Origin of the sequence: Leptospira bourretii (assembly GCF_004770145.1) — a bacterium.
Lineage (GTDB): Bacteria > Spirochaetota > Leptospiria > Leptospirales > Leptospiraceae > Leptospira_A > Leptospira_A bourretii.
Map to the genome: position 1 here is coordinate 331,400 of NZ_RQFW01000016.1, position 14,143 is coordinate 345,542.

The window sequence follows — 14,143 nt, forward strand, 5'->3', positions numbered from 1 at the left end:
CAAGTAAATGAGGCCATAGAACCCTAATCAATATTATGTTTTTACTTGATGATCAAATCGGCTTTAATTTAAACCGAGTTGCGCTTCTCTTTCGAAGAGAATTAATACGTTGTCTCAAAGGCTTCCAATTATCACCTGAGCAGTGGCAGGTATTGGCAATGCTTTGGCAAAAGGGTACTCTGAGTCAAAAACAGATCATAGAATTGACCCTACAAGATGCACCATCTGCTTCGAAAATGATTCGTCGTATGGAATTGGCGGGGTTGATTCAGGTGGAGGTTTCTAAACTTGATAAAAGATCTACGCTGATCAGTCTTTCCACAAAAGGTAAATCATTAGAAACGGTTTTACCAAAAAAAATCTTATTACACTTTGAACCTTTCCTGAGCGCAATTTCTGAAAAAAACAGAAAGACTTTTTTGATTCTATTGAAAGATTTTCGAACGGTTTTTGGCGATGAGACAAGGAAATAATTTTTTATTAGAATCTATGGATACAATTTTTTTGAAAAAAGCGAATGTTATTTTGCATTGTTCTTAAGGTTTCTTTTATAATTTAAAAAAATTATTGCCAACTCTTAATCTTACGTTGAATTGAAATGGATATGATTGAATTATTCGAATTTTCTCTTTCTGGAAATAGCTACAAAATAAGGCTAATGTTATCATTTTTAAATCTTAAATATGAAAGTAGACTTTTTAATCCAATAGACAAAGAACATAAATCGGAAAAATTCCTAGAGTTAAATCCTTTTGGTCAAGTTCCAGTGCTGAAGGATGGAAATTTGATCCTTCGTGATAGCCAAGCGATTTTAGTATATTTGGCTCGTGTTTACGGAGAAGATCATTGGTTTCCTGGTGATCCTACAAAGTCAGCTGAAATCGTAGCTTGGCTTTCCACGGCTGCCAATGAAGTATCTCGTGGTCCCAGTGCATTAAGAGTTCACTATTTGCTTGGACGTACAATTAATTTAGAAGAAGCAAATCAGGTTACAGAAAATCTTCTCAATTTGCTAGAAAAAAGATTAACTTCGCGAAATTGGTTAGCAACGGACGAATTGAGTATTGCTGATATTGCTATGTATCCTTATATCGCCCTGTGTCATCAAGGAAAGGTAGATCTATCAGAATATAAAAATATAAAAAAATGGATGCGTAGGATTGAAACCCTGCCCAATTATATTAGTATGCCTGGGATTGAACTACAGATTACGTAATCAATCGAATAATGTTTGTTCGTAGTCTAAATCTTCTGTAGTTATGTCATTCGCCTGAAACTGAGTAATTAATTTTTTTATTTCCTCCTCAGAGTTTACTTTGGGGTTTAGCCATAACCTTTGATTTTCTTTTCTGATTACGATGGGTTGTCTATGTTTATTATCCCCGTAATTATGAATTTCTGCCGTTTTCCCATTTGCTGTTTGCGTAAGAATCGTGACCCAAGTCAAATTTTCTGGTAATGGCCCCCAAATTCCTCCAAAGAATGAGTTTTTATCTTTAAACTCAATTTTAAACTTATGTTTTTTTCCAGTCCTTTGCATTTGCCATTCAAAATAGGATGCAATGGGAATCAAACATCGATTTGCTGAGAATTTCTTCCAGAAAGATGAAGAGTATAAATGTTCAGATTGCGTTGTTGTGATCAATCGATTTGCAAACGATTGTTTTGTTCCCCATATTCCAGCGGAGAGCAACACTTTATTTTCTATTTCTCTTATATACCAAAAGATATCATTTGGCCTTACTGCAAGTTCTAGTTTACCATTTTGTTTGTAAGTTTGATTATAGGTGGTGTCAGGCACCAAGAAATTGTTCCATTCCAAACGATAATCCTCTATAGGTACCAATCGATTGATAAACAAATTTGACATGAATATTCTCTTTTTTTCTATAACAATAAGTATTAGTTGCTATATTCTGAGAGATCCTCGAAATCCTCTTGCTGCATAGTAGGATTCAGCACCATTGTGGTAGATAAATACTTGGTCATACCGAAAGTCTGCAAAGAGAGCTCCACCTAAATCTCTGATATGTGTTGGTGTTAAAATCCAACTAGATGTTTTTGTGTCGAAGTTTCCGAAAGATTGTAGTTCCCTGTATTGTTCTTCAGTAAGCAATTCTATCCCCATTGCACTAACTAAATCGAGAACGTTATTCTTCGGTTTATTTTCTTTTCTTGAATCCAATGCTTTTCGGTCATAACAAAGACTTCTCCTATCTTTTGGAGTTTCTTTCGAACAATCATAGAAGATATATTGGTTCCTTTTGTCGTCATACCTAATAACATCAGGTTCACCACCTGTTCTTTCCATTTCGAAAAGAGACCAGAGTTTTTCGGAGTTTGTTTCTATCTTTTTTTGTATTTCTGACCATTTTAAATTTTCATGACGATTCATATTCGCCTCAAATCGTTCTTTTAAGATAGTGAGAAGTTCTTCTGCTTGTTTCGGGGATAGTTTCCGTTTGATACTCATTTTGTATAGTTCCCTTTTTCTTGCTGGTGAATATTCTATATTTTAATATTTCTCTTTCAACTGTTAAGAATTATTCATTTTGGATTTATTTCTGCAATTAGTATTTCATGCTTTGGTATTAATTTGAAGATGATTTTCCGCAGGTAAATTTGGTTGCAATGGGTTTTGTATCCTGGTATCTAAAGATGAAACTTAATTGTTTACATAAAGAGAAAAAGGCAGGCTTTGATTTTTCCTGCCTTTCTTAAATATTCATTATATTGAATCTTCTTTGCCATTGAAAACTTTTGTAAAAGTAACTTGGCCTTCAAGAATACATATATTTTTAATTACTCTTAGTCTTCTTTGCAGACAGCGCAAAATTCAAACATAACACACCAAAATCAGTTGAATATTGCAAACATTAATTGGCTAAATTTTTTCTCCATCTGCCAATTTTTTAATAATTTCTTTTATACGTTTTACTCTTGTTTCTGTTTTTTTTGCAGTGTGAATTCGAAATCCAATAGAGAAAAGATTTGTTTTATTGAGTCCCTTAAAGAACTCTTCTGCTTCTTTGTTTTTATTTAATTCTAATAAAAAGTCATCTGGCACCGACATTTTACTTGGTGAATCGTATGCCTTATCCCATCTACCATCTGTTTTAGCTTTTTCTACAGCGATTAAACCGGGAGGTTTCATTTTACCTTGATTGATCAATCTTTCAACGTGTCCAGTATTGACTTTTGACCAAATGCTTTTTGCTGTTCTGGGGGAGAACTTTTGCAGCCAAGCTTGTTCATCAAACGTTTGTTTTTGACTATCTATCCAACCGTAACAAAGTGCTACATCAAGGGCTTCTGAGTAACTGATAGTTTTTATTCCAGAATCCTTTTTGAATATTTTTAACCAAATTCCGTTCGATTTGTCGTAATTCTTATTGAGCCAAGCCTCAAATTTATTTTGAGTTTTAAATTCTATCGTGTGTATAGTATTTAATTTAGTCATATGTATTTTTATTGCTTATTATATTTATTGGCTTGTTGCTAATCGGACAAATATGACAAGGCATTTTGTAGTTCATTGTAGTCTGGCCTGCGCAAATGCAAATCCTTATTGAAGAAATATTTTGAAAAATGTAAGCGTTGACAGTAAGAAATTTCCACTTTTCGATTAACGAACTAGATCTTAATAGATGAAACGGAGCGATAAGGTGCTGTTAGGGTAGGCGTCGTAAATTCCTTATAATGAATTTAAGTGAAGGTCTTGAAAAATAAAAATATTTGCCGGATCGGAAAATTTCTTTAAAGGACATCTCTATTTTTTTCGGAATGGTTTATTTATGTAATTTTTGTTACGTCGAAAAAATTTTGAGAATCCATTTTGTTGATCGGCCTAAATTATTTCGTGATAGTGTTAGCTATGTCAACAGTGCACTTTTGAAATTCTGAAGTAGTTATAAAGATACCACGATTATACTCATTGATAGTTGATGCACCTAAAAAGGAACGAATCTTTTAAACCTTAATTTTGTTTTTATATCTTTTTACTTGTATATCAATTATCCGGTTTTTTGAATCAGACAGAATAACATCTATTCCGCCATCTTTTGAGTATGTAGTTGCTTCACTAAAAAAGCCGATATCACGGAAGACACTTGATACAGTATCTTCAAATGGATGTATTGAAAAGCAAGAATCATAGCGAGCAGAAAGATAATTTCAAACTTCCCGAATAGGTATCTGAAGATTTTCTTTATCTAAATTTCTCAATCGCCAAGCAGTAGCAAAAATTAATTCTCAAATCTGCCAGACTTTGGCAGAAATCATTACTCTTTTTTCTAGAACCCACCAGCCGCAAGTTCTAAAAACAATTGAATGGCAAAATATATCGCTTCTCGGATCACCATTTTTAATTCTAAGTTATCAAGAAGAATACCTGTAAATTCCATATACAAATCGAAATTCATAAAATTTGATGAATTTTGATATAATCAGAGGGGAATGATCCAGAGATATGGAATTGTCTTTTTCTCCATTCCACTATGACAATAGATAGATGCAAATCGACTCTGGCGCATTCAGTAAGCTCAGATCAATTTCGTCTCCTGAAAGATCCTTTATGTATCCAAACTTCCATTTTACTTCTAGAATTTAGGGACTTGCGCAGGAAAGCGAGTGCATAAGTCCCGAAGCGCAGCGTTTCCATGCTATTATACGACGTTTACTTAATTTCAAAAGAATCGTAAAAAACCTTCTTCATTTCTTTGTGTCTGCTTGTTAGAAATTCAAGTAAATTGTCTTCTGATATATTCTTTCTAACTATACCGTTCAAATTTTCAATCTTTAAGAATATAAATTTTTCAAATTCTTTTGAAACTTTTTTGGCATCAGAATCTGGTATTTCAGATAAATACTCTTGTATTGTTTTATCACCTTTGTTTTTGTTTATTTCTTCGTTAAGTAGGCATAAATTTCCTATCGCACTGATCGGAAGTGCTGAATCCAAGTTTTGTGCTTTTTTCTTAAGTAAGCTAACTGGTATAATATGATCAATATGGTAATTTGTTTTAGATTTTTCAGATTTTGCGGAAACAATTTTTGAATAAAGATATTTCAAAAAGAGAATATCTTTTTTGCTAATATTTGTTCGTTCTTTATGTCTTCTTGATAATTGTTCATTGAAATACTTGTCCATCAGTAGGTCCCAGCTTTTTAATGAAATATCTTTTAAATATCTATCATTTCTTATTGTTTCAATTAATTGTGTATCCGTGGATCTATCCCACTTGCCATCGCAAATATCGAACCAATAGTATAGAAGTATGTTTCTCTTCAGTTTCGAATACTCGGTTTTGTCTATTGTTTTGAGCTTTAACTGTTTGTTGAATTTGAATTTAAATATACTTACTATTAACGAAATAATTTGAATTTCGCTGATTGGAACAAAAGTTAAGTTTTTACTTTTATTCTGATTTAGAGAAAAAGTTAGTATCGGAGCGAGGATGCTGTAAGTTTCTTCGATACAATGAATGATCGCATTTTCAAAAGAATTTTGATTAATCTTAGATATAAACTTATCGAGATTCTCCATTTTTACAATTTGATCATCCTCGTAAGCCTGGTAAACATAGTTTGTAATTACGAATATATAGGATTCAATATCTTGAAAATCGTCTTCACTTGTTTCTGGCTTAAATAAGGTTTTATATTTTTCATTCTCTAGGGTAAGAATGTATTTCCCTAATCCATATAAGTATTCGAAAATATTGAAATCCTTTATTATATCCAAATTTTCATCATTGCCAATACTTAAGCCTTTCTCGTTTATGTCTTCATACTTCTTTTTTATTAGCTCGATAATGTTGTTGTTTCTTATTTCAATTTTACTTTTTTCCCACATAGCAGCATAAATTTGATATTTGTTTAATTGGGTTCCTTGAGTGTTCAGCCTAGTAAAAATATCTGGTAAATTTTCGGAAGGACCACTATACTCTATAACTGGAATTTTAATATCATGAATGTCTGCCTTTTCCTTTAGTTTAGCAAGGATGTTGGAATATTCGGTGTTTAATGAGTCCAAAGGTAAGGCTTTTTCATTTAATGCCTTACTGTATTTGGATGATAAAAATTTATTTAGTTGAAAAGCCGAGTATCCTTTTACTTCTTCAAATCCTGATACGAGTTCTGAGCCGATGTATTCTTGGATAACATCTGCAAGTGTTTCGCTATCTAATTCCAAATACTTTTTTAATTTAGCAATTAACGCATCCAGTTCTGATTTACAGTGTTGTAAGTCGGTTGTTAAATTGTAGTTTGTTGTATTATCTAAGTAATCAAATATTGTTGTGGTTCTTTGCAAACCATCGATAATAAGGTAATTAATAACTCCATTTTTTTCACCTTGTCTATGGAGTAGTATTGCACCGACGGGAAAACCGAGTTTTAATGATTCTATAAATTTTTCTTTTTTTTGTTTTCCCCAAACCAAATTCCGTTGATATTTCGGTAATTCAATTTTCTCTTTTGTGTTTTTCCCTCTTATCGCATAGGCCAAATCAATTGCCGTTTTTGTAGTTACTTCACAGTAGTTATTAATCATTTTAACCTCGTATTTAAACTAATTCTATGGTATGACTTCAAGAGATAGGCAGCGGTTATGCTGCAGGAGAAGGGTAATATTTTTTTGTTAACTTTCTTGGTTTTAGTGCTTTGTGTGAGTTAGGATCAGAAATGAGCAAGAATAAATTTTGATCAATGAGGCCTAGTTTATTTGATCCGAACCAAATATTCGTTTTCTTTCTTAATCCCGACATTATAGCCATTGAATGGATTCCCGATCAAAATGGGATGCCCGAGCCAATTAATGTAACATCGGTCATTGACATGTCTTTACTTGAATCCGTATGGATATGAGATGGTTAATCGGCATTAGGATCAAATAGTCTTTCTGACTTCAAATAGACTGGTTCGGGAGTCATCATGTTCAGGGTCTCATGAAGTCTGAATCTGTTAAAATCGATTTTCCATTTGTCGAATAGCTTTTGTAAGAGTGTGCTGTTTTTAGCGATTTCACTTTGTAGTTCTCTTACCATATCCTTTTGCATTCTTTCATGAGCGCCATTCCGGTAAGGTTTCCCAGGTTCGATTCGATCGATTTAAATGCCTAGATAGAGAGCCACCAAACAGAAAGTTTCGTGAGGCCGATTAAAGATTGCATAGAAGTAAATGGAGGTCCATTGTCAGAGCGAATGATTTCAACTTTTACAGAAGGAATCTCCGCTGTACTCAGGGTTTTGATTGAGAGAACGTATTTTGAATAATCATCTCTGATAGTTCACGGATTGACCTTTTCTGAGTCAGCAGTATACCACCATCCCTTGAAGTCTACAGTCCAAATGTGATTAGAATGAGTAAACTTTTTAGGAAGAGAGATTCTTTCCCCGAAGTGTTTTACTCTTCTTTTTTTCTTAGGTAAAGTAAGCCCTGCTCTTTTGAAGATCCGATCAAGAGTTGATTTGTCGGGAGAATTAAGAAATAGAAACTGTCTCTTGTAGAGTTCGAGAATCTTCTTGGGTGAGTTTTTTGGAGTTCTCTTCCTATCTAGAAGCCCAGTCTTTCCACATTTTTATACGGCGTGACAATTAGAATACCTTTGAAGCGGAAATATAGAATCCTTTAATAATTTCTTTTCCATTCGATAGTTTGCTGTCTTGCATTAATAAACTATTGTTTAATGTAGAGTAAGAGTAGCTAAAATCGTTTAGATTTTCATATTTAAATTGTGCAAAATTCTGATTATAGCCAACTGCAATGTTATAATTCTCCATAAAATTATATTTCAGTGAAATATTTGCCTCATATCCTTGGAAAATTCCTATTGTTCTTCCATTTCCTTTTATGATTTCAAAATCAGAAAAAAGTCCAGATGGAAAGCTGTATAGATGGGAGTTTTAATATTGATAAGTTCTTTTTCCCTGAACATGGTAAAAATCTAAGCCTAAGTTTAACGATAATTGATCAGTAATTGGTATTTTTGACTTTAAGACAAGTTGAGGTCCGTAAGCGGCAATTGCAGTAAAGCTGTATTCAGAAATATTCCTAATCCTATTGCGAAATAGTCTTTTATTTCAGGAGTAGGGAAGAAAAAGAAGTTTAGTTTGTAATCACTTCTTTCATTGTTTCTTAGGTATTGTCGACTACGATCAAAGTAAAATTGATTATTAAACCTGAATATATAATCTTCATCGTAATGTGCTCTTTCGATTTGAATTTTTGAATGTTCAAATTCAATTCAAAACCCTTTGTCTAAATTTTTATAAATAAAGAAAAACGAGTTTATTGTCTTCTGATTATTCTTAATTTTGTTAATGTTAATATTCCAATAGGGATTTGCATCAGTAAAGTTTCTGCTATAATCGAAGGGAATAAATTCAGCTTTTTGAAATTTAATTCCGGTCTCGAGAGTTTGCTTACTTGACTGTGCATAAAAGCATAGAATTTAAAGAGATTAAGGGTAAGAGAATTGTTAATTTTGTTTTTTTCATATTAATGATTCATTTTTGTCATGTCGTATAAAGAACTAGTGGAGACGACGTTCCTTGTAGCTGAGTCTATGGAGCAAGAAGCGTGCCGGAGAGGAATGTGGCGTAGCCCGAACGAGGGCGTAAGTCCCGAAACGTAGCGGGAAGATGCTGTTATGCGAAGTCAGAGATCTATAGAATTATTTTTAATTAATTTATTGATCTCTTTTTTTTTATTTCTTCTGAAATAGAATTTGCTTAAAGCTTTTGGAATTGGCGTAGATTTTTTCTTATTTTTTAAGAAAGAGTATCATGAAGTTCCATTTCTTTCTCTAAAATGGTATTTACAATAGTATTTAGATCTATGTTTTTTTTAGTCGCTATTTTTTGATAATATTCTTCAAGTTTTGGATCTAGGTAAACTGGAAAATGTAGGTCTTTCAAGTCTCTAGAAAAGAGTCCTCTTTTACCTTTGGAAAAATCGTATTCATCTCTCATGTTAATTTATCTCTTCTGAATAGTATTGAGCTTCTTCATTTATAGTAGCTTTTCGAGCGGAGATTATTCTTATTATTTCTTCACTCTTATTTGATCTATCAACAAAAATTACGACTGCAATAGTAATATTTTCAATTTTTCCAAGGACAATTTCTCTAGTTTCTCCAACCGAGTGGTCTGGATCTGGCAAATAAATGGCTTTTGGGTCAGCAAATACTAAAGAAGCCTTTGAGAAGGTGAGTTGGTGTTTTGATATATTGACTTTTTCTTTTTCTTGATCCCATTCAAAACGCATATTTACTTTGTGTTTTAAAAATGGAATTTTGAACAGTTTTTAATTGTTTCTCTGATTTCGTATAACGAACTAGACTAACTGACGTTCCCTGACCCTGAGTCCCGTTAACGGGACGTTAGGGACTGGCACGGAGTTTGCGTATGCAAACGAGTGACAGAAAGGGGATGTGTCGTAGACCAAGCGAGGCCGTAAGTGCCGAAGCGCAGTGAGTAGCCGCTGTTATGCGAAGTAGAGGTAGTTAACTGACTTTCTTAAATTCTTCGTTCACTTTTTCTGAAAGTAAAATCTTGATGAGTGATTGATATGGTACATCATTTTTATTTGCTAAAGTTTTAAGTCTTTCGAGAAGGGCTTCAGGCAATCTAAGAGATATCATTTTGGTAGAATGTTTGAGATTCGGGAATGAAATTTTCTCTATATTTTGAAAATTGAAAAAATCAGTAGCATCATTCTTATCCCAGAATTCAATTTCTTCATCAGTGGATTTGAATTTAGGAATTTTCTTTTTGATAGTTTTCATAAATTTTTCTTTCCTTTTTACTCATATCTCTAACAGAAATAATTCTAATTTTATTATTTCGAATTGTGAATACTGCGAAAAGCCTTCTTGAATCATTTGAAATACCTAAGGCAGCAAATCTCATTTCTATTTCTGAATGATTTTCATCGTGTGCGATAAGTAAGGGTTCATTAAAAAATACTTCTTCAATTTCTCCGGCTTTTACCTGGTGCTTAAGCCAATTTTTGTTAATATTTCCTTTATCCCAGTCGAAACCTTCAATCAAGGTGAAATCGGGCAATTTCATGTATATTTCTAGAATATACAAATTTTAACAAATTACAACTATTTTTTTGACACTTTTTTCTTCTTTTAATTATTTAATCAAAAGTGTTACCCATGTCCTGAGGCATACACTACCTCTATTTCGCATAACGAACTAGGATTCTCGAAGTTCCCTGTAGCTGAGCCTACGAAGTAGGCGTTAGCGTCGGCGCGCCTTCTTGCGGAGCAAGAAGCGTGCCGGAAGGGAATTTGCCGTAGGTCGAGTGAGGCCTTATGCCGAAACGTAGCGGGAAGACGCTGTTATACGCTGGTTGCTACTATTAGATTAGAGTTTATCCCAGTTAGGAAGTTTATCTTTCTTTCCAACTTTCCCCATAACTTTCTTGAATCCATCTTCAATTGATTCTTTAGTTTTTCCTTGAATTCGTTTTTTGAGAAGGTTTGCAGTATCAATATCACTTATGCCTCTTGTAAAAGCATATAAAGCAAATTGATTAAGAGAAACACCTTGCGTAGCAGCAGTTTTTTCAATTCTCTCTTTCAAGTCTTCAGGAATGCGAATAGTTAAAACATTTTTCTTATTCATAATTTAATCTCCAAAATTTAGCAAAATCTGTAGGCGTTATAACTTTAAAAGAATCAAATTTGAGTTCATTTTTAAGATTAAAATCCTTAATATTTGAAGTAATCAAGTATCTACTGTTACTAGCAAAAGCAAGTTCGACAAAGAGATTATCGTTTTCGTCACTAAGATTAGGTCTAAGTAGATAGTTAATAGAAAAAGGCGTAGCCACAAAAGCTATGAAGTCCAAAACCAAGTTGATGTCCTTCTTTGACAAAGCTAGGTCAGAAAGTGACTTTTCTCTTAATAAAACATCCGAATATTCGGTAAAAACAGGTGTGGATAAGGCCAACTCAATTCTTCTGTTTTCAACTAAGTTGAGTATAAAATGCGAAGCACCTCTATTGTCTCTGAGAGCCTGATAAATGACATTTGTATCTATGGTAACTCGCACATTTAAATGATATCAAATACGCTATCATAAATACAGCAAAAATTTCCTAGAAATTCGTCATTCTTCCCAAAAACGGCATTTTTTTCCTAATAAATTGAGTTTTAGCAACTTGCGTATGCGAGCGAGTGACAGGAGGACAATTTGGCGTAGCCCGAGCGAGGGCGCAAGTCCCGAAGTGAAGCGGTTAGTCGCTGTTATGCGACGGTCGTGTTATACACTAATGAGATTTTCGTGAAAAACTTCTTCTAATCTTATAATAGTTTTTAGAGTAGGGTTGGATTTATGTGGATCCTCAAACTTTTGATAAGTTTGATAAGCAATGTTAAGTTTTTGAGCAATTTGCTTTTGACTCAAACCTTGTTTTTCTCTACTTTTCTTAAGCCAGATAGCAAAAGAGATATTTTTTTCAGGAGTAATGAATTTAATGTTTTTTCCTTTTAACTTTGAAGGTTCAGGAATGTTTAATTTTCTAGAATCGATTGATTCTAAGTAGCCATTTAAAGCTTCTTGAGCATTTAAAATAGCTTCGTTTTCATTGTCGCCAAAAGTTATGCATCCTGGTAAATCAGGAAATTCAACATTAAAAACTTTATCTTTTGAACTGTATTTAATAATTGCTGGATAAGAAATTTTCATTTGAGTCCTGCCTGTTTAAGTATTGCATTCATAGTTCCAGTTGGAATGTCTCGATTACTATGAACTGGAACTGAGAGAGTTTTATCTTTTTTCTTAAGAATATGATGTGATCCACTAATTCTATCTAATTCCCACCCATCTTTTTTTAGAATTCTTATTAATTCTTTTCCCGTCACAAGTAATAATACAGCATTTGGGCTGTATACGTCAATTGGTTTTTTATTTTACTTTTTGGTTTAGCTGTAATTTTCACGACTGTTCGCTTAACGAACTAGACTAACCGACGTAGGCTGTGCCCTGAGTCCCGGAAGGGGACGTTAGGGATTGGCACGACGCTTGCGTAAGCAAGAGGAGTGCCAAAAGCCTATGTGTCGCAGACCGAACGAGGGCGTAAGTCCCGAAGTGAAGCGGTTAGTCGCTGTTATACGAAGGTTCGCATTTACTTCCAATTATATATTCCGATATTTAACCCGTCTTTTTTGGCTGCGGTTGCCAGATTATCGTCTGCACTAAGAAAGAAAGTTTCTTCTTCTAATTCTCTGAATAGAAGAATCGCAGAAACGAGGTGAATGGCATCGAAACCTCGAAGTAGATATTTTGAATGAATTCTATCTAATTCCGAATTTATTGAATGATCTACGTTAATTTTGACAAGCTGATCCCAGTCAGATTTAAATTGTTTTATAATAGAATCTTTTACTTTGTCAGAGAACTTATCAATTTTTTGTTTTTTATTAATTGTGCCGAGGATTTCTGAATAGCCAACTTGCGATATTGCAAGATATCGATTATCCTTCCATATTTTTAATACAGTATTAGAGGCGAATTCATCAAAGTATTTTTTTACAAGAACGCTTGAATCTAAATAATAAAACATTAGCGATCATTCATTAAGATGTCGGATGCAGTGATTTTTGACTTTGTTTTTAAGGGAGGAGTAACCTTACTTTGCTTATCCTTACTTGGAAGTTGTATCATACCTTTCTCAGCTAAAAGATACATTTTCTCAATAGTAGATTTTTGTTTTATTGGTTCTTTTATTAGTCTAGCAATTGGTTTACCGTGATCGGTAACAATTACTTCGTCTCCGAGTCTTGCCTTATCGAGATATTCGCTGAGTTTTGCCTTTAGATCTCTTACTCCTACATATATCATCCTTTTGACTCCGAAGTTGTGGTTACAATTGTATGATAATGGTTACTTTTGAAGAAATCAAGACGAAAAAGTCCGAAATTTTTGCTTTTCTTCATTTTAAATAGATGTTTGCGAACTTTCGTATAACGAACTAGCCTTCCCGAAGTTCCCTGTAGCCGAGCCTCTGAAGGAGGCGTTGGCGTCGGCGCGACTTCTTGCTCTGGGCAAGAAGCGTGCCGGAAGGGAATTTGCCGTAGGCCGAGTGAGGCCTTGTGCCGAAACGTAGCGGGAAGACGCTGTTACACGCAGTCGCTTATTCGCCAGCAATTTCTAATGCTTTTTGTATTAAAGCTTTGGAAAGATGGATATCATGTTCTTCAAGAAGCATGAGTGAACTTTTAATTTCTGAAATTAATCGTTTATCTTTTGCAGTAATAAGAATGCCAATAGTTCCTATGACTTTTTGATTTTCCAATTTAGCTACTTTCCTTGCTTTTTTATCATCAAGTAGTAGAATACTATCTTTGAATTCTTTGGATAGGACGATCGCTTCTGATTCACCTTTTCCTAGCGAAAGTCTATAGGCGTTAAATGCTTCTATATTGTTACATTTTTTTATAAAGGGTTTAGCCCATTCTTGTAATGTGGAGCTGAATTTTTTGTCAGTCTGAACAATTTCCTCGTAAACAGAGAAGGGAACGATGATTTCCTGGAAAATGTCATCTAAAAGCTGTAGCTTATTAATAATTGCTAGTGAAATAAGGGGAGAAGAGTCAGCAATTATTATCAAAGTAGTTCTATTTTAACAGAGATAATTCGGAATCTAAGTCATCTGAATCGTAATCAATAACTGGTATTCCGTCTCGGGAGATCTTCTGCATGAAAGTTTTTAGATCTAAAGATGAGAACTCCGCCGCTTGAGTTAAAGTAAATTTACCCTTAGTAAAAAGGTGTTTAGCAAATTCAAATTTTAGGTCATTTTTTAATGAATCTTCTGTTTCGTTTATTGCTAAAAGTAGATGATCTGGAATTTCTATCTGCAGAAGGCTCATTGTTCGATTCTGATGTAGAATTTGGATTTGTCAAATTGATTTATTTGAGTATTTGTTCGTATATTGCCTTTTTTCTGGTTAAATTTTAAGCGATTGCGTGTAACGAACTAGACTAGCCGACGTAGGCTGGCCCTGAGTCCCTGAAGGGGACGTTAGGGATTGGCACGACGCTTGCGTAAGCAAGAGGAGTGCCAAAAGCCTATGTGTCGCAGACCGAACGAGGGCGCAAGTCCCGAAGTGAAGCGGTTAGTCGC

General features: G+C 34.0%; 21 protein-coding genes. 2 read left to right on the plus strand and 19 right to left on the minus strand.

Features of this window, described 5'->3' with window-relative positions; all coding sequences use genetic code 11:
- The first annotated feature begins 35 nt into the window (after window positions 1-35).
- Together EHQ47_RS11870 and EHQ47_RS11875 are read left to right on the plus strand one after the other, a co-directional pair.
- On the plus strand, window positions 36-473 hold the full coding sequence (locus tag EHQ47_RS11870; RefSeq protein ID WP_135748595.1) for a MarR family winged helix-turn-helix transcriptional regulator: 438 nt from the start codon (window positions 36-38) through the stop codon (window positions 471-473).
- A gap of 125 nt (window positions 474-598) precedes the next feature.
- Window positions 599-1,216, plus strand: coding sequence for a glutathione S-transferase family protein (locus EHQ47_RS11875; protein WP_208727431.1), 618 nt, complete (start codon window positions 599-601; stop codon window positions 1,214-1,216).
- On the opposite strand, the gene EHQ47_RS11880 is transcribed toward EHQ47_RS11875, so the two are convergent.
- The 19 genes from EHQ47_RS11880 to EHQ47_RS11970 form a co-directional block, all read right to left on the minus strand.
- Window positions 1,217-1,870 (minus strand): SOS response-associated peptidase family protein, encoded by a 654-nt coding sequence (locus EHQ47_RS11880; RefSeq protein ID WP_135748213.1) that lies wholly within the window; start codon window positions 1,868-1,870, stop codon window positions 1,217-1,219.
- A gap of 39 nt (window positions 1,871-1,909) precedes the next feature.
- Entirely contained in the window at window positions 1,910-2,473 is a 564-nt protein-coding gene (locus tag EHQ47_RS11885; protein WP_135748212.1) for a DUF4256 domain-containing protein, read from the minus strand.
- A gap of 411 nt (window positions 2,474-2,884) precedes the next feature.
- Window positions 2,885-3,460: a YdeI/OmpD-associated family protein gene (locus EHQ47_RS11890; RefSeq protein WP_135777236.1), complete on the minus strand. Its 576-nt coding sequence runs from the start codon at window positions 3,458-3,460 to the stop codon at window positions 2,885-2,887.
- 509 nt (window positions 3,461-3,969) lie between these two features.
- Window positions 3,970-4,137: a restriction endonuclease gene (locus EHQ47_RS19965; protein ID WP_135777245.1), complete on the minus strand. Its 168-nt coding sequence runs from the start codon at window positions 4,135-4,137 to the stop codon at window positions 3,970-3,972.
- A gap of 155 nt (window positions 4,138-4,292) precedes the next feature.
- Window positions 4,293-4,421: a hypothetical protein gene (locus EHQ47_RS19925; RefSeq protein ID WP_279638207.1), complete on the minus strand. Its 129-nt coding sequence runs from the start codon at window positions 4,419-4,421 to the stop codon at window positions 4,293-4,295.
- Between the two features lie 254 nt (window positions 4,422-4,675).
- The gene (locus EHQ47_RS11900; RefSeq protein WP_135777237.1) at window positions 4,676-6,553 is read right to left on the minus strand and encodes a DUF262 domain-containing protein; all 1,878 of its coding nucleotides are present in this window, start codon (window positions 6,551-6,553) and stop codon (window positions 4,676-4,678) included.
- Between the two features lie 319 nt (window positions 6,554-6,872).
- Complete coding sequence (locus tag EHQ47_RS19850) at window positions 6,873-7,058, minus strand: integrase core domain-containing protein (RefSeq protein WP_341867460.1); 186 nt, start codon at window positions 7,056-7,058, stop codon at window positions 6,873-6,875.
- A gap of 1,713 nt (window positions 7,059-8,771) precedes the next feature.
- Window positions 8,772-8,972, minus strand: a complete 201-nt coding sequence (locus EHQ47_RS11915) for a toxin-antitoxin system, antitoxin component (RefSeq protein WP_135603138.1) — start codon at window positions 8,970-8,972, stop codon at window positions 8,772-8,774.
- Between the two features lies 1 nt (window position 8,973).
- On the minus strand, window positions 8,974-9,267 hold the full coding sequence (locus EHQ47_RS11920) for a BrnT family toxin (RefSeq protein ID WP_135746756.1): 294 nt from the start codon (window positions 9,265-9,267) through the stop codon (window positions 8,974-8,976).
- 238 nt (window positions 9,268-9,505) lie between these two features.
- A complete protein-coding gene (locus EHQ47_RS11925) occupies window positions 9,506-9,787 on the minus strand; it encodes a BrnA antitoxin family protein (protein ID WP_135750083.1) in 282 nt (93 codons plus the stop codon).
- Entirely contained in the window at window positions 9,759-10,073 is a 315-nt protein-coding gene (locus tag EHQ47_RS11930; RefSeq protein ID WP_167483284.1) for a BrnT family toxin, read from the minus strand. The genes EHQ47_RS11925 and EHQ47_RS11930 overlap by 29 nt, the downstream gene beginning before the upstream one ends.
- A 303-nt stretch (window positions 10,074-10,376) precedes the next feature.
- On the minus strand, window positions 10,377-10,637 hold the full coding sequence (locus EHQ47_RS11935) for a toxin-antitoxin system HicB family antitoxin (protein ID WP_135636116.1): 261 nt from the start codon (window positions 10,635-10,637) through the stop codon (window positions 10,377-10,379).
- A complete protein-coding gene (locus EHQ47_RS11940) occupies window positions 10,630-11,067 on the minus strand; it encodes a putative toxin-antitoxin system toxin component, PIN family (protein ID WP_135748507.1) in 438 nt (145 codons plus the stop codon). Before EHQ47_RS11940 ends, EHQ47_RS11935 begins: the two co-directional genes overlap by 8 nt.
- 210 nt (window positions 11,068-11,277) lie before the next feature.
- Window positions 11,278-11,703: a type II toxin-antitoxin system HicB family antitoxin gene (locus EHQ47_RS11945; protein WP_135748508.1), complete on the minus strand. Its 426-nt coding sequence runs from the start codon at window positions 11,701-11,703 to the stop codon at window positions 11,278-11,280.
- Window positions 11,700-11,879, minus strand: a complete 180-nt coding sequence (locus EHQ47_RS11950; RefSeq protein ID WP_135750085.1) for a type II toxin-antitoxin system HicA family toxin — start codon at window positions 11,877-11,879, stop codon at window positions 11,700-11,702. The genes EHQ47_RS11945 and EHQ47_RS11950 overlap by 4 nt, the downstream gene beginning before the upstream one ends.
- Before the next feature lie 263 nt (window positions 11,880-12,142).
- Window positions 12,143-12,580 carry a type II toxin-antitoxin system VapC family toxin gene (locus EHQ47_RS11955; RefSeq protein ID WP_135747084.1) on the minus strand — a complete coding sequence of 146 codons (438 nt, stop codon included), beginning with the start codon at window positions 12,578-12,580 and terminating at the stop codon, window positions 12,143-12,145.
- Entirely contained in the window at window positions 12,580-12,858 is a 279-nt protein-coding gene (locus EHQ47_RS11960) for a type II toxin-antitoxin system Phd/YefM family antitoxin (RefSeq protein ID WP_135747083.1), read from the minus strand. Before EHQ47_RS11960 ends, EHQ47_RS11955 begins: the two co-directional genes overlap by 1 nt.
- Window positions 12,859-13,150: 292 nt before the next feature.
- Window positions 13,151-13,627 carry a PIN domain-containing protein gene (locus tag EHQ47_RS11965; protein WP_135747082.1) on the minus strand — a complete coding sequence of 159 codons (477 nt, stop codon included), beginning with the start codon at window positions 13,625-13,627 and terminating at the stop codon, window positions 13,151-13,153.
- Between the two features lie 7 nt (window positions 13,628-13,634).
- Entirely contained in the window at window positions 13,635-13,889 is a 255-nt protein-coding gene (locus tag EHQ47_RS11970) for a UPF0175 family protein (protein ID WP_135747081.1), read from the minus strand.
- Window positions 13,890-14,143 lie beyond the last annotated feature (254 nt).